The sequence below is a fragment of the Aeromicrobium sp. A1-2 genome (genome assembly GCF_003443875.1).
In the GTDB taxonomy this organism is placed as follows: Bacteria; Actinomycetota; Actinomycetes; order Propionibacteriales; family Nocardioidaceae; genus Aeromicrobium.
In genome coordinates this window covers 2,581,927-2,605,086 of record NZ_CP027482.1, presented here as the reverse complement: position 1 = coordinate 2,605,086, position 23,160 = coordinate 2,581,927, and the positions used below count along the sequence as shown (strand labels likewise).

General features: G+C 68.1%; 20 protein-coding genes. 15 read left to right on the top strand and 5 right to left on the bottom strand.

Annotated features, from left to right (window positions below; genetic code table 11):
- Entirely contained in the window at positions 1-744 is a 744-nt protein-coding gene (locus C6I20_RS12700; protein WP_118396398.1) for a methyltransferase domain-containing protein, read from the bottom strand.
- Between the two features lie 48 nt (positions 745-792).
- On the bottom strand, positions 793-2,085 hold the full coding sequence (locus C6I20_RS12695) for a Wzz/FepE/Etk N-terminal domain-containing protein (RefSeq protein WP_118396396.1): 1,293 nt from the start codon (positions 2,083-2,085) through the stop codon (positions 793-795).
- 395 nt (positions 2,086-2,480) lie between these two features.
- Here C6I20_RS12695 and C6I20_RS12690 point away from each other — a divergent pair, with 395 nt between their 5' ends.
- The 7 genes from C6I20_RS12690 (at position 2,481) to C6I20_RS12660 (ending at position 10,033) form a co-directional block, all read left to right on the top strand.
- Positions 2,481-3,836 carry a sigma-70 family RNA polymerase sigma factor gene (locus C6I20_RS12690; RefSeq protein ID WP_162891316.1) on the top strand — a complete coding sequence of 452 codons (1,356 nt, stop codon included), beginning with the start codon at positions 2,481-2,483 and terminating at the stop codon, positions 3,834-3,836.
- Between the two features lie 113 nt (positions 3,837-3,949).
- A complete protein-coding gene (locus C6I20_RS12685; protein ID WP_254052134.1) occupies positions 3,950-4,387 on the top strand; it encodes an adenylyltransferase/cytidyltransferase family protein in 438 nt (145 codons plus the stop codon).
- A 2-nt stretch (positions 4,388-4,389) separates the two neighbouring features.
- Positions 4,390-5,307, top strand: a complete 918-nt coding sequence (locus C6I20_RS12680) for a glycosyltransferase family 2 protein (protein ID WP_118396392.1) — start codon at positions 4,390-4,392, stop codon at positions 5,305-5,307.
- A complete protein-coding gene (locus C6I20_RS12675; protein WP_118396390.1) occupies positions 5,307-6,731 on the top strand; it encodes an exopolysaccharide biosynthesis polyprenyl glycosylphosphotransferase in 1,425 nt (474 codons plus the stop codon). The genes C6I20_RS12680 and C6I20_RS12675 overlap by 1 nt, the downstream gene beginning before the upstream one ends.
- A 100-nt stretch (positions 6,732-6,831) precedes the next feature.
- On the top strand, positions 6,832-8,427 hold the full coding sequence (locus C6I20_RS12670) for an AMP-binding protein (RefSeq protein ID WP_162891315.1): 1,596 nt from the start codon (positions 6,832-6,834) through the stop codon (positions 8,425-8,427).
- Positions 8,428-8,581: 154 nt separating this feature from the next.
- Positions 8,582-9,595 carry a YihY/virulence factor BrkB family protein gene (locus C6I20_RS12665; RefSeq protein WP_118396386.1) on the top strand — a complete coding sequence of 338 codons (1,014 nt, stop codon included), beginning with the start codon at positions 8,582-8,584 and terminating at the stop codon, positions 9,593-9,595.
- A gap of 42 nt (positions 9,596-9,637) precedes the next feature.
- On the top strand, positions 9,638-10,033 hold the full coding sequence (locus tag C6I20_RS12660) for a cold-shock protein (RefSeq protein ID WP_118396384.1): 396 nt from the start codon (positions 9,638-9,640) through the stop codon (positions 10,031-10,033).
- Between the two features lie 30 nt (positions 10,034-10,063).
- Here the strand turns inward: C6I20_RS12660 and C6I20_RS12655 are convergent, their stop codons facing one another.
- A complete protein-coding gene (locus tag C6I20_RS12655; RefSeq protein WP_254052133.1) occupies positions 10,064-11,554 on the bottom strand; it encodes an MFS transporter in 1,491 nt (496 codons plus the stop codon).
- 60 nt (positions 11,555-11,614) lie between these two features.
- Between C6I20_RS12655 and C6I20_RS12650 the strand changes: the two genes are divergently transcribed.
- Entirely contained in the window at positions 11,615-12,361 is a 747-nt protein-coding gene (locus C6I20_RS12650) for a DUF3027 domain-containing protein (protein ID WP_118396382.1), read from the top strand.
- A 71-nt stretch (positions 12,362-12,432) separates the two neighbouring features.
- Positions 12,433-14,004, top strand: coding sequence for an MDR family MFS transporter (locus C6I20_RS12645; protein ID WP_118396380.1), 1,572 nt, complete (start codon positions 12,433-12,435; stop codon positions 14,002-14,004).
- 27 nt (positions 14,005-14,031) lie between these two features.
- On the opposite strand, the gene C6I20_RS12640 is transcribed toward C6I20_RS12645, so the two are convergent.
- The gene (locus C6I20_RS12640; RefSeq protein ID WP_254052132.1) at positions 14,032-14,439 is read right to left on the bottom strand and encodes a DUF2530 domain-containing protein; all 408 of its coding nucleotides are present in this window, start codon (positions 14,437-14,439) and stop codon (positions 14,032-14,034) included.
- A 59-nt stretch (positions 14,440-14,498) separates the two neighbouring features.
- Between C6I20_RS12640 and C6I20_RS12635 the strand changes: the two genes are divergently transcribed.
- The 3 genes from C6I20_RS12635 (at position 14,499) to C6I20_RS12625 (ending at position 17,555) form a co-directional block, all read left to right on the top strand.
- Positions 14,499-15,506 carry a hypothetical protein gene (locus C6I20_RS12635; protein WP_118396377.1) on the top strand — a complete coding sequence of 336 codons (1,008 nt, stop codon included), beginning with the start codon at positions 14,499-14,501 and terminating at the stop codon, positions 15,504-15,506.
- Between the two features lie 70 nt (positions 15,507-15,576).
- Positions 15,577-17,016 carry an NCS2 family permease gene (locus tag C6I20_RS12630; protein WP_118396375.1) on the top strand — a complete coding sequence of 480 codons (1,440 nt, stop codon included), beginning with the start codon at positions 15,577-15,579 and terminating at the stop codon, positions 17,014-17,016.
- Positions 17,017-17,039: 23 nt separating this feature from the next.
- The gene (locus C6I20_RS12625; RefSeq protein ID WP_118396373.1) at positions 17,040-17,555 is read left to right on the top strand and encodes a gamma carbonic anhydrase family protein; all 516 of its coding nucleotides are present in this window, start codon (positions 17,040-17,042) and stop codon (positions 17,553-17,555) included.
- 13 nt (positions 17,556-17,568) lie between these two features.
- On the opposite strand, the gene serC is transcribed toward C6I20_RS12625, so the two are convergent.
- Positions 17,569-18,675 (bottom strand): phosphoserine transaminase, encoded by a 1,107-nt coding sequence (gene serC / locus C6I20_RS12620; protein ID WP_118396370.1) that lies wholly within the window; start codon positions 18,673-18,675, stop codon positions 17,569-17,571.
- Positions 18,676-18,717: 42 nt separating this feature from the next.
- On the opposite strand from serC, the gene C6I20_RS12615 reads away from it, so the two are divergent.
- From C6I20_RS12615 to scpA, 3 genes are all read left to right on the top strand, one after another.
- Positions 18,718-19,029 carry a hypothetical protein gene (locus C6I20_RS12615; protein WP_162891314.1) on the top strand — a complete coding sequence of 104 codons (312 nt, stop codon included), beginning with the start codon at positions 18,718-18,720 and terminating at the stop codon, positions 19,027-19,029.
- Positions 19,030-19,097: 68 nt separating this feature from the next.
- Entirely contained in the window at positions 19,098-20,927 is a 1,830-nt protein-coding gene (locus tag C6I20_RS12610) for a methylmalonyl-CoA mutase family protein (protein WP_118396366.1), read from the top strand.
- Between the two features lie 34 nt (positions 20,928-20,961).
- Positions 20,962-23,148: a methylmalonyl-CoA mutase gene (scpA, locus tag C6I20_RS12605; RefSeq protein ID WP_118396364.1), complete on the top strand. Its 2,187-nt coding sequence runs from the start codon at positions 20,962-20,964 to the stop codon at positions 23,146-23,148.
- The last annotated feature ends 12 nt before the right edge of the window (positions 23,149-23,160 follow it).

The window sequence follows — 23,160 nt, the reverse complement described above, 5'->3', positions numbered from 1 at the left end:
TCAGGCCAGCGGCTTGCGCGCCTCCATGTAGAGCGTCTCGGCGCGACGCCGCTCGGTGTCCGGTGCGGAGTCGAGGTCGGATTCGCCGAAGGACCGTCTGGACGGCTCCGGGAATCCAGCTGCACGGAACAGCAGCGCCAGCGTCTCCTCGTCGAACATCGTGGTGTGGCGGTGCCAGTAGAAGAGCTCCTGGAGCGCGAGCATGCGGGTCGGCCGGTCGGGATGCAGCGCGCCGATGTACGTCCCGTCGCCGGTGTAGGACTCCAGCAACGCGCCTGCGTCAGGCACGCCGACTCGCAGGATCCCACCGGGCCGCAGGACCCGGTAGCACTCGTCCAGCAGGCCCGCGCCGGCTCGGAGCGGGATGTGCTCGAGCAGGTGCTCGTGGAAGATCGCATCGACACGGGCGTCCTCGAACGGCACTCCGTGAGCGAGGTCCCAGACCAGCTCGACGGGATCGCCGGCCAGGTCAACGTTGAGCCAGCCCGACTTCGGCTGGCCGCCGCTGCCCAGGTGCAGGCGGAGCGCCGGGGGCTCCTGCTGGATGCGTCGTGCCTTGCGTCGCTGGATCGGGGTGATCGCATCCGTCACGAGCATGCGCGCGGTGCCCCGGAATCGGACCGGCACGGCGTGCTTGGTGATCCTGCGCAACCGCGAGTCGGTCGCGTTGGTGCCGTTTAGGCGGTCTTGCGCCACATCGACCAGCTCGAAGTAGTCGGCCAGCGTGCGTCGTGCGTCGCCCATGGGATGTCCTCGTCGTCGTACGGGCCGCCAGTCCGCCCCGGGTTGGGTCTAGCGGTTGAGCGTGATCATCTCCGGCCGCGGCGGAAACAGTGCCGTCAGGGCGATGTCGACGCTCTTGGAGCGCAGCAGCCCGGCCAACCGGCGCAGTGCCAGGGCATCGTCGGTCGTGGAGCGGGCCAGCAGGACCGAGTCGGATCGGGTCGCAAGCGCGACCTTGTTGGCGTCCGAGGTCAGATTCGTGGTGTCGATGATGACGATCTCCCCGGCCCATGAGATGCGCTTTCTCGCGGTCGGCCAACCGCGACTGATCTTGCCCTCGTTGATCGCGCTCGCGTCGACGAACCGGGCGGAGCGTCCGCGGCGTTCGAGCGCGTCGACGAGCTCCTGGCCCGGGGTGAACGTGCTGTCGGGACCTTCCTCCGCGTCGACCATGATCATGAACGGGCCGTCGTCCTCGATGTTGGCCGGGATCTTGAGCATGAATGCGGCGATGTCCCAGGTGTCGGCGCGGTTGATGTCCTTGGTTCCGTCCAGCACGATCTGATCACCGATCGCGTGCAGCCCATCGACCCCGCCGATCTCGGAGTCCTCGTCTTTGCGCAGCAGCGCGACCGGAATGCCGATCAGCAGGCCGAGGAACAGCCCGCCCAGACCCAGCGAGACAGCTCCGGGGGTCGAGCGCTCCGTCGGGGAGACGGCCTCCCCGACGATCTGCCCGGGGTCGAGATCGACGTTGCCGAGCTCGGCCAGCTTGGTGCCGAGCGCCTCGGCCTGGATACGAAGCGAGCGCTGTGCGATGGGTGTGTCGTACGCGGCCTGCTTGGCAGCGACCTGGATGTCGCCGATCTGTGCCGTGGCCGACTTGGTGAGCCGCTGGATCTCGCCGGAGGCGTCTTCGCGCCGCGTCGCGAGATAGCCCTGCGCAACCGCGTCGGCAGCAGCCGCAGCCTGCTTCGGGGTGTCGCCGGAGAAGTTGATCGTCAAGATCAACGAGTCCTCCGGGATGTCCACCGTGGTCGACCCGATGATGCGATCGGGACTCAGCGAGTGCTGCGGACGCAGCAGGTCAGCAGCCGCCTCGGCAACCTTTCGCGAGGTGACCAGGCCCTTTTCCGTTGGCATGCTGACCGAGCGCGACGTGTCGATCCCGTTGCCGAGCGGGTCAGAGGTCAACGGGTGGACGGCCACCGTGCTCGTCGAGGTGTATCTCGCCGGGACCGCGAATGAAGCGAGGACGCCCAGCACGAGGCCGGTCAGCGCGATGACGGCGACGATCGGCCAGTGCCGACGTAGCCCACCAACGATGTCGGTGAGCTGTGCGGGCTGCGGGGCGGTGGGCATCTGGTGTCCTCAGGGTCAGGTCGAGCGCACAGGATCGTGGGCTCTCCCAAGAAGAGTGGAACGGGGCCCGGGTATGACGTGGACGCGTTGGTTTTCTGCCCGCGTACGCTGCCCAGACGCCTGCATCAGTGGGTTCCGACCGCTCAAACGACGAAAAACTTTGGGTGTTGCCGGTTGGCCGGTTCCGCCTGCAGCAGCGTCAAGGTCGAAAAATTTCAGGTGTCGCGCCCCGCAGGGCAGTTGTAGACACCCTTGCTCTTCTGGAAAAGTCAATTGCGCCGTGCCATGCTGCGAAGGCCGTAACGATCGGTGACACGCACGCGATGGCGCCATCATCTGGCGGGCTCGCAACACATTCCAGGGGAAATGAATTGCAAAACGTTGACGCTGTCGACGTGCCTGAAGCAGTAACTCCGCTCGCTGAACGCGATGATGTGGAGCTCCTGTCGATGGCTCGCATCGACGACCAAGAGGCATTTGCCGTGCTGTTCGCGCGCTACGAGTACCCGGCGCTCCGGCTGGCCCGTCACCTCGGCCAGGGTGACGAGGCCGATGATGTGGTCGCGGAGTCCTTCACCCAGGTCCTCGACCTGGTGCGGCGGGGCAAGGGGCCCGATCGGGCCTTCCGCGCCTATCTGTTCACCACGATTCGGCACGAGGCCGGTCGTCGGGCCAAGGCGCGCCAACGGGTCGTGCCGACCGATGACGAGACACAGATCGACACGGCCGTGAAATTCGGCGCGGGGCAGCTCGACGAGTTTGAGAAGTCTGCGATCCGCGCCGCCTACGAGTCGCTCCCCAGCCGCTGGCGGACGGTCCTGTGGCACCTCGATGTCGAGGGCCGCAAACCACAGGAGCTGGGCCCGCTGCTCAGCATGTCGGCCAACAGCGTCTCGGCGCTGGTCTACCGGGCGAGGTCGGGCCTGCGGGAGGCCTACCTCCAACAGCACATCAAGAGCGATGACACGGCCGGGCGGACCTGTCGCGCGGTCCGCAGCAAGCTGTCCGGGTTCGTACGCAGGACGGCATCCGGGCGCGAGCAGGAGAAGATCCACGGCCACCTCGAGTCCTGCCCGCGCTGCATGGCGATCTATCTGGACCTGCAGGAGGTCAATCGTGAGGTCGGCGCGATCATCGCTCCGGCCTCGCTCGCGGTCTCGGTGTCCGGTGGCGTGGCGCTCGTGGTCGTCGGTCTCGCGGTGGGTGCTGGGGGAATGGCCGCACTCCTCACGCACCTGGCGGTCGTCGGGAAGGCCGCAGCGATGGCAGTGGCCCCTACCGTGGCGGCAGCGGCGCTCACCACCGCAACCGTCATCGGAGTGGCAGCGCCCGTCGTCAACCCTCCGCGCATTCCCTTCGGCTCGCAGGGACCCGGATCTTTGACGGACCCACAGGTCGCTCGGGCCGACGCGCCGCACGACAGCGCCAGATCGGTCGACGCCCGGGAAGAACACCCGGCGAGGGCCGCGGCTCTTGAAGCCACGCCGACACCCGAGAGCGCGGCCACCGATGAGGACGGCACGCCTGGGCCCGCCGAGAACGAGGCTCCGCCAGTCGCCTCGATGACTCGCCGGGACTCGCCAAAGTCGCAGGTTCGCGAGCCCATCAGTGGTGCCGCAGGTCTGCTGGCATCGCTCGGCACGGGCCGCCCCGACGGGTCGACACCTCAGGGGCTGACCGACGCTGGCACCTCGGTGGTCGACACCGTCAAGGGCGCCGCGGGGGATCTTCCCATCGTCGTCACGCCCTGACCCACGGAGCGGCTGCCAGGACCGTCCCGTTGCGCGAAAGTAGGGCCGAAGCTCGTCACTATCCAGCCCCAGGTCTCTCTCTCAGGTGAGACCAACCAAAGGCGCGGGGACCAGTGAGCGAAGCACGGAAGAAGTTCGAAGTCGGCTACTCCAGCGGCGTCTTCGACATGTTCCACGTTGGTCACCTGAACCTTCTGCGGCGGGCCCGCAACCACTGTCACCACCTGGTCGTGGGTGTGGCGAGCGACGAATACGTCGAGCACCTCAAGGGACGGCTCCCGGTGGTTCCCTGTGATGAGCGGATCGACATCATCTCGGCGCTGGGCATCGTCGACGAGGTCATCATCGATCGGTCGGAGGACAAGAACGCCGTGTGGCAGCAGCGGCCCTTCGACGTGATCTTCAAGGGCAACGACTGGCAGGGGACACCCAAGGGCTACCGCCTCGAGCGCACCATGAGGGAGGTCGGCGCGGCCGTCGTCTATTTCCCCTACACGCGTCACACGTCCAGCTCGATGCTGCGATCGTTCCTCGCCGGGCACGAGGAGTGAGAATGTCCGAGCCCCCCTCGGTCACTGCGGTCGTCCCGACGCACCGGCGTCCCGAGCTCATGCGCCTGGCGGTGCAGAGCATCGTCGACCAGACGTATGGCGGGGAGATCGAGATCATCATCGTGTTCGATGCGTGCGAACCCGAGCTGCCCGACGTCGTCACGGGTCCCCGACGCGCGATGACCGCGGTGACCAACGAGCGTGTACGCGGGCTGGCTGGCGCGCGCAACATGGGAATCGTGCAGTCCAAGCACGACTTCGTCGCCTTCCTCGACGACGATGACACCTGGGCTCCGAACAAGCTCGAGAAGCAGATGGCGATCTTTGCAGCTCATTCCGAGGTCGGGCTGGTCGGTAGCGCGATGCTGGTCGATGATGGCCGGCGCACGCACGAGCGGCCCGTTCCGTTGACGACCGTGACCCATGCCGACCTGGTGCGAGACCGGATCGCGGGCCTGCACTCGAGCAGCTTCGTGTTTCGTCGAACCACTCTGGTCGATCAGGTCGGGATGATCGACGAGGACCTGCCGGGCAGCTACGGCGAGGACTATGACGTCCTGCTGACGGCGGCCCAGCACACGGCGATCAGGCTCGTCAACGAGCCGCTCGTCTCGGTGCGCTGGTCCGGGCAGTCATTTTTCTACGGCAAGTGGGAGCAGTACGCCGCAGGCCTGACCTACCTGCTCGACAAGCACACAGCACTGCAGCAGGATGCTGGCGCCCTCGCGAGGATCAGCTCACAGATCGGCTTCGCGCTCGCAGCGGCAGGGAAGCGCAACCAGTCTCGACCGTGGCTGCGGCAGGCGTTGAGCGCCCAGCGACTCAACGTGCGGGCCTGGCTCGGACTGCTGATCTCCTACCGTCTTGCGTCTGCGGGCGCCATCGCTCGGGCCGCCAATATGTTCGGGAGGGGCATCTGATGGCGGTCATGGACGTCGAAGCACCCCTGCGGGGCCTGCGGACCGAGCTGCCGATGCGTGCCGTCCGACGGCGTCGTCTGGTCGGGCTGCCCGTCACGGTGATCCGGCAGGGAGTTCTCGGCTACGCCACGGCACTGGTGGCGACGTGGCTGGTTGCCGACCGATATTTCGCGCTGCCCGAAGCGTGGACCGGCGGAGCCGTCGCGTTGGTGGGCGCGTGGCTGGTCTACAGCTTCGCCGCTCTCCCGGCGTACGAGCGGGCCCGCTCCTTCAAACCGGCCATCCGTCTGGCGGAGCTGCTCGGCGCGGCGACCCTGCTGCTCGTGATCGCGGATGCGGAGATCTCGGTCCAGATCCGCCATGCCACGGCGGCAGTGCTGGCCGGTCCCGTGGTGTCCACTCTCTCTGCCCTGGCCCATCGGCAGCTGCTCCGACACACGCCGACGATCCTGGTCGGCCAGGTCGAGTCGGTCCGTCGTCTGTCGACGCGCTGGGCGGGTCGACAGGACGTCAACGTCGTCGCGACCTGCTCGTGGCGTGCGCCGCACGAGCTGGCTCCGCTCGGATCGGTCACCGACGAGGCGCTGGCGGGGGTCGTCCGGGAGGTGCTCGCCGCGGTCGCGGAGCATCGCGCGACCGCGGTCGTCATCGCCAGCGGGCGGGCCTTCGCCACGCCCGCACTGCGGCACCTCGCCTGGGCACTGCAGCGTGCCGAGGTCGAGTGCCTCGTCGTGGCGGACATGAGTGACCATGTGGAGTACCTCCGTCCGCGCCGGGTCGGAGACCAGATCGCGCTGTCCCTTCGCGCGCCCAATGACCACCTGATGTCGAAGGCGGCCAAGTCACTGATGGATAGGGCTGTCGCCGGTGTGGCGCTGGTCCTCCTGGCGCCGCTCCTCGCGCTGATCGCCTTCGGAGTGCGGTTCGGCTCACGAGGTCCTGCGGTCTTCCGCCAGGTGCGGTCGGGGCGTGACGGCGAACCGTTCACGATCTACAAGTTCAGGACCATGGTGGTCGACGCCGAGGAACGGCTTGCGGCTCTGCAGGTCCGCAACGAGGGCGCCGGCCCGCTGTTCAAGCTGCGCGACGACCCTCGCATCACCAGGTTCGGGCGGCTCCTGCGCCGGACCTCGCTGGACGAGCTTCCGCAGCTGCTGAACGTCCTCAAGGGTGAGATGTCGTTGGTCGGGCCCCGTCCTGCACTCGAGGCCGAGACCTCCCAGTACAGCGAATGGGTCTGGCGGCGGCTGCACGTCAAGCCCGGGCTCACGGGCCTGTGGCAGGTCAGTGGACGCTCCGCGCTGTCGTGGGAGGAGTCGATCCGGATGGATCTGCAGTACGTCAACAACTGGAACCTGCGGCTCGACCTGGCGATCCTGGCCCGCACCTTCAGGGCCGTCCTGGCCCGCGATGGCGCCCTCTGAGCGCATCGTGAACCGGGGACGATCACTGCAACCCGTTGTTACACTGCCCACGTTTGACCCGACGCACCGGCGATGGGCGACGAACGGATGTGAGGACTGCATGGGCGACTTGGGCTACACGCTGAAGGTCTTTCGACAGATCGGCATGCTCAAGCCGGTGCTCCCGCATCGTCTGCTCGGCGCAGGGCGGCAGCTCGCGAAGTGGGGACCTGGATTTCCGTCGGGCGTCAACGCCGCCGCAGCGCGTTTCCCCAAGCAGCTCGCGATCATCGACGACGCAGGTCAGATCACCTGGCGCGAGCTCGCCGAGCAGGTCAACCAGTTCACCCAGGCGCTGAAGGACCGTGGCCTCGAGCCGGGCGACTCGGTCGCCGTGCTGGCGCGCAACCACCGCTACATGATCATCGCGATGGTGGCGATCATGCAGGCCGGCGGTCGTGTCCTGCTGCTCAACACCATGGCCAGCCGCTCGCAGCTCGGGGACCTCTCCCGCCGCGAAGGCGCCAAGCTCGTGATCCTCGATCAGGAATTCCTCGAGGTCGGCGCCGACATCGACGACGACGAGCTCGTGCTGTGCTGGGCCGACGACGACGCTCCGGCGAGGTACGCAAGCGTCGCGAGCCTGATGACGGGCCGACCCACCGCGGCACACGACAAGCCGTCCCGCCACGGCCAGATCATCATCTTCACCTCCGGCACGACGGGCCTGCCCAAGGGAGCCAAGCGTGAGGAGCCCGCAGACCTCAAGCCGCTCATAGCGTTCTTCGGTGCGATTCCCTACCGCGGCAACTCCACCGTGGTGCTGGCCGCCCCGCTGTTCCACTCCTGGGGGCTGATCAACTTCGGCTTCGGCCTGTCGACGGCCCCGACGTACGTCCTGCGCCGCAAGTTCTCGGCCGAGCAGGTGCTGCGTGATGTCGAGCAGCACCGGGCCAAGGTGCTGGTCGTCGTGCCGCTCATGATGCAGCGACTTGTCGACGCGGACCCGGAACTGGTCGAGAAGACTGACGTCACATCGCTCGAGGTGACCGCGAGCAGCGGATCGGCCCTCGCCGGCGACCTGGCCAACCACTTCATGGACCTGTTCACCGACTCGGTCTACAACTTCTACGGGGCGACCGAGACGGGATGGGTCACGATCGCCAGCCCCAAGGACTTGCGCGAGGCGCCCGGCACCGCCGGCACGCCGCCATTCCGTACATCGGTCAAGATCCTGGACGCGGACGGCGCCGAGCTGCCGCAGGGCGAGACCGGTGTGATCCACGTCGGCAACGACATGCCGTTCGGCGGCTACACCGATGGCAACACCAAGTCGTTCGCGGACGGGTTGATGAGCACGGGTGATCTGGGCTTCTTCGACCGTGATGGTCGGCTGTTCGTCTCGGGTCGCGATGACGACATGGTCGTTGTGGGCGGGGAGAACGTCTTCCCGCGTGAGCTCGAGGACTCCCTGATCGAACACCCGGACATCTCGGACGTCGTCGTGACCGGTATCCCTGACGAGACCTTCGGCCAGGCCCTGGCAGCGTACGTCGTGATCAAGGACGGCGCCTCGATGACCGAGGCCGATCTCGTGGCATACGCCAAGGAGCATGTCCCGCGCTTCGCCGTGCCGCGCAAGATCAAGTTCCTCGGCGAGCTCCCACGCAACCCGACCGGGAAGGTCATGAAGCGCGAGCTTCCTGAGTTCGACTAGCGGCACCCCGACCAGCCGGCCGGGACGCAGCGTGGCGTCCGCGGGTGCGTCCAGACCTGCTGTGGCAGGCTTGCCGCGTGGACACCGCCTACGAGCAGCGCTCCGACGCGCCCGGGTCGGCTCTGACGTCGCGCCCACCCGGGCAGTCGCGCCCATGAGCAACTCCTCCGGGCCGCGGCCGATTGGTCGGATCGACGCATTCCAGCGCGAGCACCCGGTCGTCGGATTCCCGCTCGCGGTGATCTACAAGTACTTCGACGACCAGGGCGCCTATCTGTCGGCGATAGTGACCTACTACGCGTTCATCGCGATCTTCCCGCTGTTGCTCCTGAGCACATCGATCCTGGGGTTCCTGCTCCAGAACGACCCAGATCTGCGGGACCGGTTGCTCAACTCGGCGCTGAGCCAGTTTCCGATCATCGGGTCCGAGCTCGGCAAGCCGGAGGGCCTCCAGGGCTCGACCTCGGCGATCGTGGTCGGCTCGATCGCCGCGATCTATGGCGCGATGGGGCTGGGCCAGGCGGCCCAGAATGCCGCGAACATTGCCTGGTCCGTGCCACGCAACAGCCGCGCCAATCCATTCCTCCTGCGCTTCCGCAGCCTGGTCTTCCTGTCGATCGGCGGCCTGGGCATCCTGTCCCTGGCCATCGTCACGGCGCTGCTCGCCAACCCGGACGCCCTCGGCACCGACATGCAGCCGTCGATCGGAGTGTTGTCGCGGATCGCGGGATTCTTCCTGACCGTCACGATCTTCACGGCGATGTTCCGGCTCATCAGCCTGCGCCGTGCCGGTTGGCGCTCGGTCTTCCCCGGGGCGGCCGTGGCCGCAGTCCTCTGGCAGGCGCTGCAGTACGTCGGCAACACGTACGTCCGGGAGGTCATTGGCAAGGCCAACGAGGTCAACCAGACCTTCGCGTTGGTCCTGGGCCTGCTCGCGTTCATCTACATCGCAGCGATCATGGTGGTCCTGGGCCTCGAGGTCAACGTCGTGCTCCGCCGGCATCTTTACCCGCGGGCGTTGCTGACTCCGTTCACCGACAACGTGATCCTCACCGAGGCCGATCAGAAGGCCTACTCCGCCTACGCCAAGTCCCAGCGGCACAAGGGTTTCCAGTCCGTCGAGGTCACCTTCGAGGACCGTGCGCCCAAGCCGCCGTCGTCCGACTAGGCTGAGCCCTGCAGCAGCCAACGACGACCAGAGGACGACGCCATGCCCACGGGCAAAGTGAAGTGGTACGACGCTGACAAGGGATTCGGCTTCCTGACCCAGGAGGACGGCCCGGACGTCCACGTGCGCTCGGACGCGTTGCCCGCCGGAGTCGCGACGCTCAAGGCAGGTGCCAGGGTCGAGTTCGGCATCGTCCAGGGCAGTCGTGGAGACCAGGCCCTGCAGGTACGCCTGCTCGAGCCCGTCGCCTCGGTGTCTCGTTCGCAGTCGCATGCCCGGCGCAAGGATCCCGAGACCATGGCGGTCATCGTCGAGGACCTGATCCGGCTGCTCGACTCGCTCGGCGAGGGCTACCGGCACGGCCGGCACCCCGATGGCAAGAAGGGCAAGTCGGCCGCACAGGTCTTGCGCGCCGTCGCCACCGAGCTCGAGCTCTGAGGCTCGTCCGCGCGTAGCCCGCGCGGGTCGTCAGTGGTCCTGGCGCGGGACGGTGTCGCGGTCGGGATCCTGATCGACGACCCGCTGCTGCGCTGCGCCGCTGCGCGGACGTCCAACCGCCTGGGTCGGGCGCGCCCGGCTGAGCACGAACGACAGCCACGCCACCAGGATCACCGCGGTCACGAGCAGGCCGATGCGGGGCGTCGCGTCGATCGTGAACAAGCCGATGCCGAGCAGCCCGCCGATGACCCACGACAGCTGCAGGAGCGTCTCGGACCGCGCGAACATGCTGGTGCGGACCCGTTCGGCGACATCGCGCTGGATCAGGGCATCGAGGCTGAGCTTGCCGAGAGACTGGCACAACCCGACCGTCAGACCCAGGACGACCGCGGTCCACCACGTGAAGAACACCGCGACCGTCACGACGACCGCGACGTCGAGCACCAGGACCGCGATGACCACACGGCCGGGCCGTCTGGACCGGGTCAGTGACGCGAGCAGCGTGCCGACGGTGCTGCCGACACCGGCGCCGCCGATCACGAGCCCCAGCAGGATCGTGGGGTTGCCGCTCCACCCCATCGAGTCCGGGGGGTCGCGCAGCGTGAATGCCATGAAGATCGTCAGGAAGCCTGACAGCAGCCGCAGGCCCGAGTTGCTGCGCAGACCGTTGACGACGTCGCGGGAGATGCTGATGCCTCGTTTGGCGGCGCCCGTCGCGATCCGGGTCAGGTCGACCTGTTCCTCGCCCTCACTGGAGTCGACCTGTGCGGGCAGCAGGATCGCGAGCACCGTACCGACGACGAACAGCAACGCGGCGTAGCGCACGGCCCACTCCGCGCCGATCGCCGCGGCGCCGACGGCCAGCGGGGCTGAGATTGCGGCGGCGCCCGTGCCGGTCAGCGAGATGCGGGAGTTGGCCTTGACGAGGGTGAACTCGACGGGCAGCAGCCGCGGTACGGCGGAGGCACGGGTCACGCCGTACGCCTTGGACGCGACGAGACAGCCGAGTGCAGCGAAGTAGAACGAGGGTGGTGGGTCGTCCGAGGAGATCGCGCCCGCGAGCACCCAGCAGCAGAAGGCGCGGATCGCGAGGGTTCCGCCGATCGCCCAGCGTCGACCCCGGCGGAACCGGTCGAGGAAGGGGCCGATCAGGGGAGCGACGACCGCGAACGGCAGCATCGTCAGCACCAGGAACAGCGTGACCTGGCCGGTTGCCTCGCCGGTCGGCACCGTGAAGAAGAGGGTGCCGGCCAGCGACACCGCGAACGCCGCGTCACCGGCGGTGTTGAAGGCGTGGAGCTCGAGGAGCCGGGCCAGCCCGCTCTCCCCGGCGCCACCGGAGTGCGTGAATCGTCGGGATGCCGTGAACGCCGAGGTGCTTCCTTTGGCGACCATGCGGGCCGTGACTCCGGAGAGTCGGCCGGCGGCCTGCGCCGAGCGGGTCAACCGCGACTGATCGTTGGCGGGATCTGCGCGCGTCGGATCTGGTCCGCGCGCGTCCTGATCTCCGTACTCCTCCACGGCACCATCCTGCCTCACCCCGCGGCCTCCGCTCGCCCTGACATGGGCGACAATGGGTCAATGCCCATGGATCAGCAGCTTTCCGCCGCAGTCGAGGCCGCACGCGCGGCAGCCGATGAGGCCGCGGACGCCGGAACCGTTGGCGAGCACGTCCGCGCGGTCGAGGACGGCGAGCGTCTGGTCTCGCACCACTTCGTCTGCCTCAAGCGCGGCTACGACGGCTGGTACTGGTCGGTCAGCGTGTCGCGAGCGCCCGACAGCGAGCAGATCACGATCAACGACGTCGTCCTGCTTCCCGGCGACGATGCCATCACCGCCCCGTCGTGGACCCCCTACCGGGAGCGCATCCGGCCGGGCGATCTGAGTCCCGGTGACGTGCTGCCGCCGGATGAGGACGACGCCCGGCTCGTGCCAGAGTGGTCGGCCGGCGATGGCGATGAGCAGACCCCCGACCGCTTCTTCGCTCGCGAGGTCGGACTCGGCCGCGAGTGGGTGCTGTCCTTCGAGGGTCGCGAGCTGGCAGCCGATCGCTGGCAGGACGGCGAGCAGGGACCTGAGGCGGCCATTGCGCAGCAGGCGTCAGGCGTGTGCCACTCGTGCGGCTTCCTGGTCAGCCTGGCGGGCCCCCTGGCCGAGCGATTCGGCGTGTGCGCGAACGGCATGGCTAACGACGACGGCAAGATCGTTTCGTTGGATCACGGCTGCGGTGCCCACTCCGGCGCACGCCTCAGCCGCTCCACCGGCATCCAGAAGCTTCCGCCGCCGGTGTTCGACACCGTCGGCGTCGACGAGGTCGACAACTTCTAGTTCGGCGTGAGTCGCCTCACGTAGCGCGGCCCCGGCTTGCGCGGGTCTTGTCTCGCTCCTATGGTTGCACCATGCAACTAACCGACACGAAGGGTGAGCTCAGCCCCGAGCCGCCGGTCGCCGCGCCCGTCCAGCTGACCCACCGCGAGATCCTCGAGATCTTGTTCGGGCTGCTCGCCGCCCTGTTCACCGCGATCCTCAGCTCGACCATCGTGTCCAACGCCCTGCCCACGATCATCGGGGACCTGAACGGTTCGCAGACCCAGTACACGTGGGTCGTGACGGCTTCGTTGCTCGCGATGACGGTCTCGACCCCGGTGTGGGGCAAGCTGTCCGACCTGTACAACAAGAAGCTGCTCGTGCAGACCTCGATCATCGTGTTCGTGATCGGCTCGGTCTTGGCAGGCATGGCGCAGAACGTTCCCGAGCTCATCGCGATGCGGGTCATCCAGGGTCTCGGCATGGGTGGTCTGACCGCGAATGCCCAGTCGATCATCGGCTCGATCATCCCGCCGCGCGAGCGGGGTCGCTACAGCGGATACATGGGCGCCACGATGGCTGTTGCGACAGTCAGCGGACCGCTGCTGGGCGGCGTCATCGTCGACACGCCGGGGCTGGGCTGGCGGTGGACCTTCTACGTCTGCGTCCCGCTCGCACTGGTCAGTCTGGTGATCCTGCAGAAGTACCTGCACATCGCCACGGTCCGCCGCTCGGTGCGGATCGACTACTGGGGCGCGATCCTCATCGCGATTGCCGCGAGCCTACCGCTGATCTGGGTATCGTTCGCCGGCAACTCCTTTGCCTGGATGTCATGGCAGTCGGCGGTCTATCTCGGCGGCACCGCTGTCGCGGTGGGTCTTGCCATCGTGGTCGAGCTGCGCCACCCCGAACCGATGGTGCCGCTCAAGGTCGTCCGCGAGCGCACCACGGCACTCGCGATCATCGGCAGCATCGCTGTGGGGGTCGGCATGTTCGGCAGCTCGGTGTTCATCGGTCAGTACTTCCAGATCGCGGGGGGCCGCACGCCGACCGAGGCCGGCCTGCTGACCATCCCGCTGATGGTCGGCTCGCTGATCGGCACGATCACGGCCGGTCGGATGATCTCCAGGACCGGGCTGTGGAAGCGGTGGTTGGTTCTGGGGTCGGTGCTGCTGACCCTCGGTCTGGGGCTCCTTGCCACGATCGACCACCGGACGCCGGAGTGGCACGCCATGGCGTTCATCGCCTTCGTCGGTCTCGGCATGGGGATGCTGCTGCAGAACTACGTCCTCGCGGTGCAGAACACCGTCGACGTCTCCGAGGTGGGCGCGACCAGCGCGGTCGTCGCATTCTTCCGGTCGCTCGGTGGCGCCGTGGGCGTCTCGGTGCTCGGGGCCATCCTGGCGGCGCAGGTCAAGAGCGATGTCACGAGCAAGCTCGCGGGTCTGGGGATCAAGCCATCGGGAGGCGAGGTCTCCTTGCTGGACCTCAAGAATCTCCCGGCGCCGGTCGTCGAGGTCGTCCGAGGAGCGTACGGCGACGCCACCGGCACGATCTTCCTGGTCGCTGCCGGTATCGCCGCAATCAGCCTCGTGACATCGCTGCTGATGAAGGAAGTCCCGCTGCGCACGACCTTGCACATGTCGGACGACGACCAGGACTGAGTCGGTGTGGGACTTCGGCCGACGGGGTCAGTCGACGCGGCGGCGGCGGCCCGGCTGCATGCGCAGGGCGTTGCGCCGGCGGCGGCAGTACTCGATGCCGATCAGGCCGAGTCCGAATCCCGCGAGAGCGGTCCACAGCCACCACGTGCGGCCGTTCTCGTCCAGCGTGCCGAGGAACGGCACTAGGCCGACGGCGATGACGCCCCAGACGATCGTGCCGACCGTCATGGTGCGCACACCATCGACGTCCATCGGCTCGACCTCCGCGACGCGGTGTGTCGTGCTGCCGATCTCGAGCTCGGTCAGCTCGGGCCGGCCGAACTCGTGGCGACGCGCTGCGCGCTCAAGCCGGGCGATCTCCCGATGACCCATCTTGCGCTCGATGGTCTCGGGGCCGTCGCCCTGGCGAATCACCCACTCGTCGCTGTCGCTCACAGGGCCACCCTACCCGTCGGACGCCGAGGGGCTTCCTCGTGCTGTCATGCTGAAGTCCCATGAATCCGCGCCACCGACGCCTCCTGATCCCGGGACTGCTGATCGCCCTGCTGATCGTCGTCCTCGTCAGTTCCGTGGTGGGCCGCGCCGAGAGCGCCGAGACCGATCCCGTCGTGGTCAGCCACATCGACGACCCGCGGGTCCAGGAGTCCAGCGGTTTGGCGATGAGCCGAGCCGACGACGACCTCGCGTACACGATCAACGACTCCGACAACTCCCCGACGGTCTACGCCGTCCGGGTCTCGACGGGTGAGGTTGTGGGCGCCACCTCGATCTCCGGGGGGACGCTGCAGGACACCGAGGCGATCGGGATGGGCCCTGGCGGCGTCCTGTGGATCGCCGACACGGGCGACAACCGCGAACGGCGCACCGACGTCGCGCTGTATGCCCTGCCCGAGCCGGGCGCGGGGGACCACAGTGTCACCGCCAAGCGCTATCCGGTCACGTACGAGGGCGGCCCGGCGAATGTCGAGGCGTTGCTGGTCGATCCCATCACGGGCGCGAAGTCGCTGGTCAGCAAGGCGCTGCTGGCCGGAACGATCTACGCGTTGCCGGCGACACTCCGGACCGACGGAGCCAACCGCGCGACGGTCGTCGACGAGGGTGCCCCGTCGCTGGTGACCGACGGGAGCATGACTGCCGACGGGCGACACGCGCTGCTGCGGTCCTACGTCTCGGCGTCCGTCGTCGACACCTCGACCTGGCGGTCGGTGGGGTCCGAGCCGCTCCCGTCCCAGCCTCAGGGGGAGTCGATCACGATCGAGCGGTCCGACCGAACCTTTCTGATCGGCAGCGAGGGGGAGCGCTCGGCGCTGATCCGACTTCCGCTGACGATCCCCGAGACGACCGAGCCGAGCGCGTCGCCCACGGATCCGGCAGCGATCCAGTCGCCGCCGCAGCGCAGTCCGGGCGACAGCGACGGATTCGCCGGGGCCACGTGGTTCTGGGCCGCCGCCGTCATGGCGATGCTCGCGGCGATCGCTGTCGCAGCGACCAAGCGCACCTGACTGTCACCCCGGGGTACGGCGTCTGGCATGCTCCCTTGTCGACTGCACCCCCACCCCGACCAGGAGCGCCATGACCAGCACGCTCGAGCAGTACTTCAAGATCACCGAACGCGGGTCGTCGATCGGCCAGGAGGTGCGCGGCGGTGTCGTGACCTTCCTGACGATGGCGTACATCATCGTGCTCAACCCGCTGATCCTCGGTTACGTCCAGGACGGGGACGGACAGTTCCTCGGGGGAGGATCCGAGCCGGACCTGGCAAAGATCGCGGCTGCGACCGCACTCGTGGCCGGTGTCATGACGATCCTCATGGGTGTTGTCGCCAATTTCCCGCTGGCGCTCGCCGCCGGACTGGGGCTCAACGCCTTCGTCGCCTACTCCGTGGCCTCACAGATGTCCTGGGCCGACGCGATGGGCCTGGTCGTGCTCGAGGGGCTCATCATTTTGCTGCTCGTCCTCACGGGCTTCCGCAAGGCCGTGTTCGATGCCGTGCCGCGCGAGCTCAAGACCGCGATCGCGGTCGGCATCGGGCTGTTCATCGCCCTGATCGGGCTGGTCGACGCCGGCTTCGTGCGGATGACCGGGATACCTGCTCCGCCCATCGGGATGGGCATTGACGGACGCCTCGCCGGCTGGCCGGTGCTGGTGTTCTGCATCGGTCTGCTGCTGATGATCGCCCTGCACGCTCGCCGGGTCCCCGGCGCGATCCTGATCGGCATCGCGGTCACCACGGTCATCGCGGTCATCGTGGAGCGCATCGTCGATGCGGGTCCGAGCCTGGTCGACGGCGAGCCCAGCCCCAAGGGCTGGAACCTCAATGTCCCGTCGATCCCGGACTCGATCGTCAAGACGCCAGACTTCGGTCTGCTGGGCGAGTTCTCGCTGTTCGGCTCGTTCGAGCGCGTGGGCTTCGTGACGGTCGTGCTGCTGGTCTTCAGCCTGCTGCTGGCAGACTTCTTCGACACGATGGGCACCATGACGGCGATCGGTGCCGAGGCGGGTCTCAACGACTCCGAGGGCACCCCGGAGGGCGCGCAGAGGATCCTGATCGTCGACTCGATCGCGGCTGCCGCAGGCGGCGCTGCCGGTGTCTCGAGCAACACGTCCTACATCGAGTCCGCCTCCGGCGTCGGTGACGGCGCCCGCACCGGCCTGGCCTCGGTCGTGACCGGTCTGCTGTTCCTGCTGGCGACGATCTTCACCCCGATCGTCGCGCACATCCCCAGCGAGGCAGCAGTGCCGGCACTCGTACTGGTGGGCTTCCTGATGATGACCCAGGTCGCCGAGATCGACTGGAAGGACGACGAGATCGCGATCCCGGCGTTCCTGACTATCGCCCTGATGCCGTTCACGTACTCGATCACCGCAGGTATCGGCGCCGGTTTCATCGCCTTCGTGCTGCTCAAGATCGTCAAGGGCAAGATCGGAAGCGTGCACCCGCTGATGTGGATCGTCAGCGTGCTGTTCGTGGTCTACTTCGCGATTGATCCGATCACCCGCTGGGTCAGCTGACCCCTTGTCGGTACGTTGAGTTCATGCTCATCGCACTAGGAGACAAGACCCCTCAGGTGTCGGACACGGCCTGGGTCGCCCCCAACGCGACCCTGGCCGGGTCCGTCGTGATCGGCGACGGCGCCAGCATCTGGTACGGCGCGGTCCTGCGCGCCGACAACGAGCCGATCACGATCGGCGCCCGGTCGAACGTGCAGGACAACTGCGCCTTCCACGTCGACAAGGGCATGCCGGTCGTGCTCGGCGAGGACGTGTCGGTCGGCCACGGAGCGATCATCCACGGAGCCACGATCGGCGACGGTGTGCTCGTCGGCATGGGCGCGATCATCATGAACGGCGCGGTCATCGGGGCCGGCTCCCTGATCGCTGCGGGGGCCTTGGTCTCCGAGGGCGTCGTGATCCCGCCACGCTCCCTGGTCGCAGGCGTACCGGGCAAGGTGCGTCGCGAGCTCGACGACGACCACGTCGCCGCGCTGCGGGCCAATGCCGGGATCTACGAGGAGCATCGCGAGCTGCATCGCACCGGCACGGTGCTCTGACGGTTCGACGAGGTCAGAGGTTGGCCACGACGAAGTCGACACAGCGCGTCAGCTGCGTGATGTCGTCCGGCTCGATCGCAGGGAACATCGCGATACGCAGCTGGTTGCGACCGAGACCGCGGTAGCCGCTGACGTCGACGATGCCGTGATCTCGCAGTGCGGCAGTCACGGCGGTGGCGTCGACGCCGGTGAGGTCGATCGTGCCGACGACGGCCGAACGGTCGGCCGGATCAGGCACGAAGGGTGTTGCGTATGACGATGCCTCGGCCCAGGCATAGAGCCGCGACGACGACTCGGCCGTGCGGTCGACTGCCCAGTCGAGACCGCCCTGGGCGAGCATCCAGCGCACCTGGTCGTCGAGCAGGAACAGCGTCGCGATCGCAGGGGTGTTGTAGGTCTGGTTGAGCCGCGAGTTGTCGATCGCGACCGGCAGGTCGAGGAAGCCCGGGATGTGACGCCCGCTGGCCTTGATCTCGGCGGCGCGGTCGATCGCGGCGGGGGACATCAGGGCGACCCACAGGCCGCCGTCTGAGGCGAAGGTCTTCTGCGGGGCGAAGTAGTAGGCATCGGTCTGCGCGACGTCGACCGGCAGCCCACCGGCGCCCGATGTCGCGTCGATCAGCATCAGCGCTCCGGCGTCGGCGCCGGCGACCCGCTGGACCGGCACCATGACGCCCGTCGACGTCTCGTTGTGCGCCCATGCATAGGTGTCGATGCCGGGCTCGGCCGTCGGGACGGGGTGCGTCGACGGGTCGCTCTCGAGGATCTGTGGGTCGGTGAGAAATGGCGCCGCGGCGACCGCGGTCGCGAACTTGCGGGTGAACTCGCCATGCACGAGGTGCTGGCTGCGCTCGCGGACCAGCCCGAACGTCGCGGCATCGAAGAAGGCGTGCGAGCCGCCGAGCCCGAGCACGACCTCGTGGCCCTCCGGCAGGCTGAACAGCTCGGCGAGGCCGTCGCGCAGGCTGCCGACCAGGTTCCGCACGGGCGCCTGGCGGTGGGACGTCCCCATCAGGGAGTCCTGGGTCGCGGCGAGGGCCTCGAGGGCCTCGACGCGCACCTTCGACGGTCCGGACCCGAATCGGCCGTCACCTGGCAACAGGTCTGAGGGAATCTTCACGCGCCCAGTCTCTCAGGAGCGGTCCGCCGTACCGTTGAGGGCGTGTGGACTTATGTGTACCCGTCGTCGGAGGTCGTGCTCGAGGAGGGCTTCGCGGTCGGCGAGGCCGTCCAGTGGCGAGCCGGCCCGCCTGGTGACGACGACGAGCTGCCGATCATGCCGCCGGACCTGGACGGGAGGGTCGAGCGGGTCGAGGGCGCGGACGGCACCGAGCGGGTCCACGGCACGATCGGGCGGATCCTGATGCTGACCGGACGGCGGCGCACCGTCTCCAGCGAGATCACCGCGACTCCCGCCGAGCACGTGCAGGTGCTCGACCTGGCCGGTTTTCTCGTCGCGCTCGACCCGGCGTGACGTAACACCCTCGTCACATTCGTCACATTGAGTGGCCCGCATCACCGTGTGTTCGTACGATGCCCCTTATGGCATCAGACCCCTCGACGAGTCCGAGCAACGTAGGTGCGATCGAGGTCTCCCTCGCGCAAGGCCTCGAGCACACCCAGGACGAATGGGAGAAGGCCGCCGCCGCGGTCCTCCGCAAGTCCCGCAAACTCGCCGACGACGCCCCCGACACCGACGTGTGGGCGCTGCTCGCGACCACGACGCTGGACGGCATCTCCGTCGCGCCGCTCGGCACACCGACGCTGAGTGCCGGACTGCCCGACGGCGGACTCCCGGGCCAGGCGCCCTTCACCCGCGGCAGCACCGCGGCCCGCGAGCTCGAGGGCTGGGACATCCGCGCCTGGTTCACCGATCCCGATGCCGAGCGCACCGCCAGGGACGTCGTGACGGATCTCGAGAACGGCGTCAACTCGCTGTGGCTCTCGGTCGGCACCGGCGCTGTCCCGATCGACGCGCTCGCGACGATCCTCGAGCCGGTCTTCGTCGACCTCGCTGCGATCGTCCTTGACGCGCCGGGCGAGTCGCTCGCGGCGGCCACGGCGCTGGCTGCGGTCATCGAGGACAAGGGCGTCACCGCCGCCCCCGGCACCAGCTTTGGCGCCGACCCGATCGGTGAGGCCCTCCGCGGCACGGCAGAGCCGGACTTCGACGCCCTGATCGAGGTCGCTCGTCTCGCCCAGCGGCTCGGCGTGCGGGCGATCACGGTCGACGCGACGGCTGCCCACGACGCCGGCGCGTCCGACGCGCAGGAACTTGCCTACTCGCTCGGGTCCGGGGTGACCTACCTGCGGATCCTGGTTGAGGCCGGCTTCTCGGTCGACGAGGCCGCCGCGCTGATCGACTTCCGCTACGCCGCGACCGACGAGCAGTTCCCGACGATCGCCAAGCTCCGCGCTGCCCGCCGACTGTGGAACCGGGTCGCCGAGCTCAGCGGGGTGACGACCGCGGACGCGGGTCAGCACCAGCACGCCGTGACGTCGCGCCCCATGATGGCGAAGTACGACCCGTACGTGAACATGCTGCGTACGACCGTCGCCGCGTTCGCCGCCGGTGTCGGCGGCGCAGCCTCCGTCACGGTGCTGCCATTCGACGAGCCACTCGGCCTGCCCGAACCGTTCGGTCGACGCATCGCCCGCAACACCTCGAGCCTGCTGATCAGCGAGTCCCACGTCGCGGCGGTGTCCGATCCGGCCGGCGGCGCGCATGGTGTTGAGAAGCTGACCGACGACCTCGCCCGGGCAGCCTGGGCGCTGTTCGGTGAGATCGACGAGACGACGTCGCTGGAGTCCGCCCTCGACCTCATCGGCTCCTGGATCAGGACCACGGTCTCCGAGCGGGCCCTCGACGTCGCGAAGCGCAAGCGGCCCATCACGGGTGTCTCGGAGTTCCCCAACCTGCACGAGGAGCTGCCCGAACGGCGACCGTACGCACGGGCCGTCGAGGTGCACCGCTACGGGGGGGAGTTCGAGGCCCTGCGTGACGACCGTGCGGCATCGCCGGTCTTCCTCGCCTCGATGGGCCCCGTCTCGGCGTTCACGGCACGTGGCACGTTCGCAGCCAACTTGTTCGCCGCGGGTGGCATCGACACGGTGGTCGCCGGACCGACCGAGGGCGTCGCCGACGTCGTCACGGCGTACGACGAGGCGGGCCGGCCCGCCGTCGTCGCACTGGTCGGCAACGACAAGGCCTACGACGCGTGGGGCGCCGATCTGGTCACCGCGTTGCGTGACGCCGGCGCGACCCACGTCATCGTCGCCGGCAAGGCCGATCTCGGTGCTGACGCGGATGCCGCCGCCGGACTGGACGCCCTGGCATTTCTGCGCGCGACCCGAGAGAAGCTGACCGCATGAGCACACGTCAGCGATCGAACCAAGGAGCACAGGCATGACGAGCATTCCGCAGAGCTTTGCTGGCCTGCCGCTGGATCCGGACCAGCCGTACGAGCCGGACGCCGACACCTATGCCCGGGCGACCGACGGCGCCGAGCCGTGGTCGGCGCCGGAGGGGATCGAGATCGAGGGTCTCTACACGGCCGCCGACCTCGAGGGCGTCGACGCACTCGACACCTACCCGGGCCTCACGCCGTACCTGCGCGGCCCCTACCCGGCTATGTACTCGACCCAGCCATGGACGATCCGCCAGTACGCGGGCTTCTCCACGGCCGAGGAGTCCAACGCGTTCTACCGCCGCAACCTGGCCGCAGGCCAGAAAGGTCTCTCGGTCGCTTTCGACCTCGCGACCCACCGCGGCTACGACTCGGACAACCCGCGCGTCGTCGGTGACGTCGGCATGGCCGGCGTGGCGATCGACTCGATCTACGACACCCGCAAGCTGTTCGAGGGCATCCCGCTCGACGAGATGAGCGTGTCGATGACGATGAACGGCGCCGTGCTGCCGGTGCTCGCGTTGTACATCGTGGCGGCCGAGGAGCAGGGCGTGCCGCCAGAGAAGCTTTCCGGGACCATCCAGAACGACATCCTCAAGGAGTTCATGGTCCGCAACACCTACATCTATCCGCCGGCACCCTCGATGCGGATCATCTCGGACATCTTCGCCTACACCGCGCAGAAGATGCCGCGGTTCAACTCGATCTCGATCTCTGGCTATCACATCCAGGAGGCCGGGGCGACGAACGACCTCGAGCTCGCCTACACGCTGGCCGACGGCGTCGAGTACATCCGCGCGGGTCTTGACGTGGGCCTGGACATCGACGCGTTTGCGCCGCGCCTGAGCTTCTTCTGGGCGATCGGGATGAACTTCTACATGGAGATCGCCAAGATGCGGGCCGCCCGTGCGCTCTGGGCGCGTCTGGTGGCGGACTTCGAGCCGAAGAATCCCAAGTCGCTGAGTCTGCGTACCCACAGCCAGACCTCGGGCTGGTCGCTGACGGCGCAGGACGTCTACAACAACGTCGGCCGCACCTGTATCGAGGCCATGGCCGCGACGCAGGGCCACACCCAGTCGCTGCACACCAACGCCCTCGACGAGGCGATCGCGCTGCCGACGGACTTCAGCGCCCGGATCGCACGCAACACCCAGCTCCTGCTGCAGCAGGAGTCCGGCACGACCGACGTCATCGACCCGTGGGGCGGCTCGTACTACGTCGAGCGCCTGACCCACGACCTGGCCAACCGCGCCTGGGCGCACATCCAGGAGGTCGAGAAGGCTGGCGGCATGTCCAAGGCGATCGAGGCAGGCATTCCCAAGATGCGCATCGAGGAGGCCGCGGCACGCACGCAGGCACGAATCGACTCCGGCCAGCAGGCCGTCATCGGCATCAACACGTACCGTCTGGCCGACGAGGACCCGTTGGACGTCCTCAAGGTCGACAACAAGGCCGTCTATGCCTCGCAGATCGCCAAGCTCGAGCGACTGCGCGCCGAGCGTAACCAGGACGACGTCGACGCGGCCCTGGCCGCGCTGACCCGCAGCGCCGAGCGTGGCTCGGCCAGCGATGGCTCGCTCGACAACAACCTGTTGACGCTGGCGGTGGACGCGGCGCGAGCCAAGGCCACGGTCGGCGAGATCTCCGACGCGCTGGAGAAGGTCTACGGGCGCCACCAGGCCGTGATCCGTACGATCTCAGGTGTGTACCGCACCGAAGCTGGCCAGGGTGGCAACATCCAGAAGGTCATCGACGCCACCGAGGCCTTCGAGCAGGCCGAGGGTCGTCGCCCGCGGATCCTCGTTGCCAAGATGGGGCAGGACGGCCACGACCGCGGCCAGAAAGTCATCGTGACGGCATTTGCCGACATGGGGTTCGACGTCGACGTCGGTCCGCTCTTCTCGACGCCCGAGGAGGTCGCGCAGCAGGCCATCGATGCCGATGTGCACATCGTCGGCGTCAGCAGCCTGGCCGCCGGCCACCTCACGCTCCTGCCTGCGCTGCGGGAGTCGCTGGCCGAGATGGGCAGGCCCGACATCATGGTTGTGATCGGCGGAGTCATACCGCCCGATGACGTGCCGACGCTCAAGGAGATGGGTGCAGCCGCGGTGTTCCTGCCCGGCACCGTGATCGCCGACTCGGCGCTCGACCTGCTCGACAAGCTGCAGCAGACCCCCACGCAGTGATGGGCAGCGCCT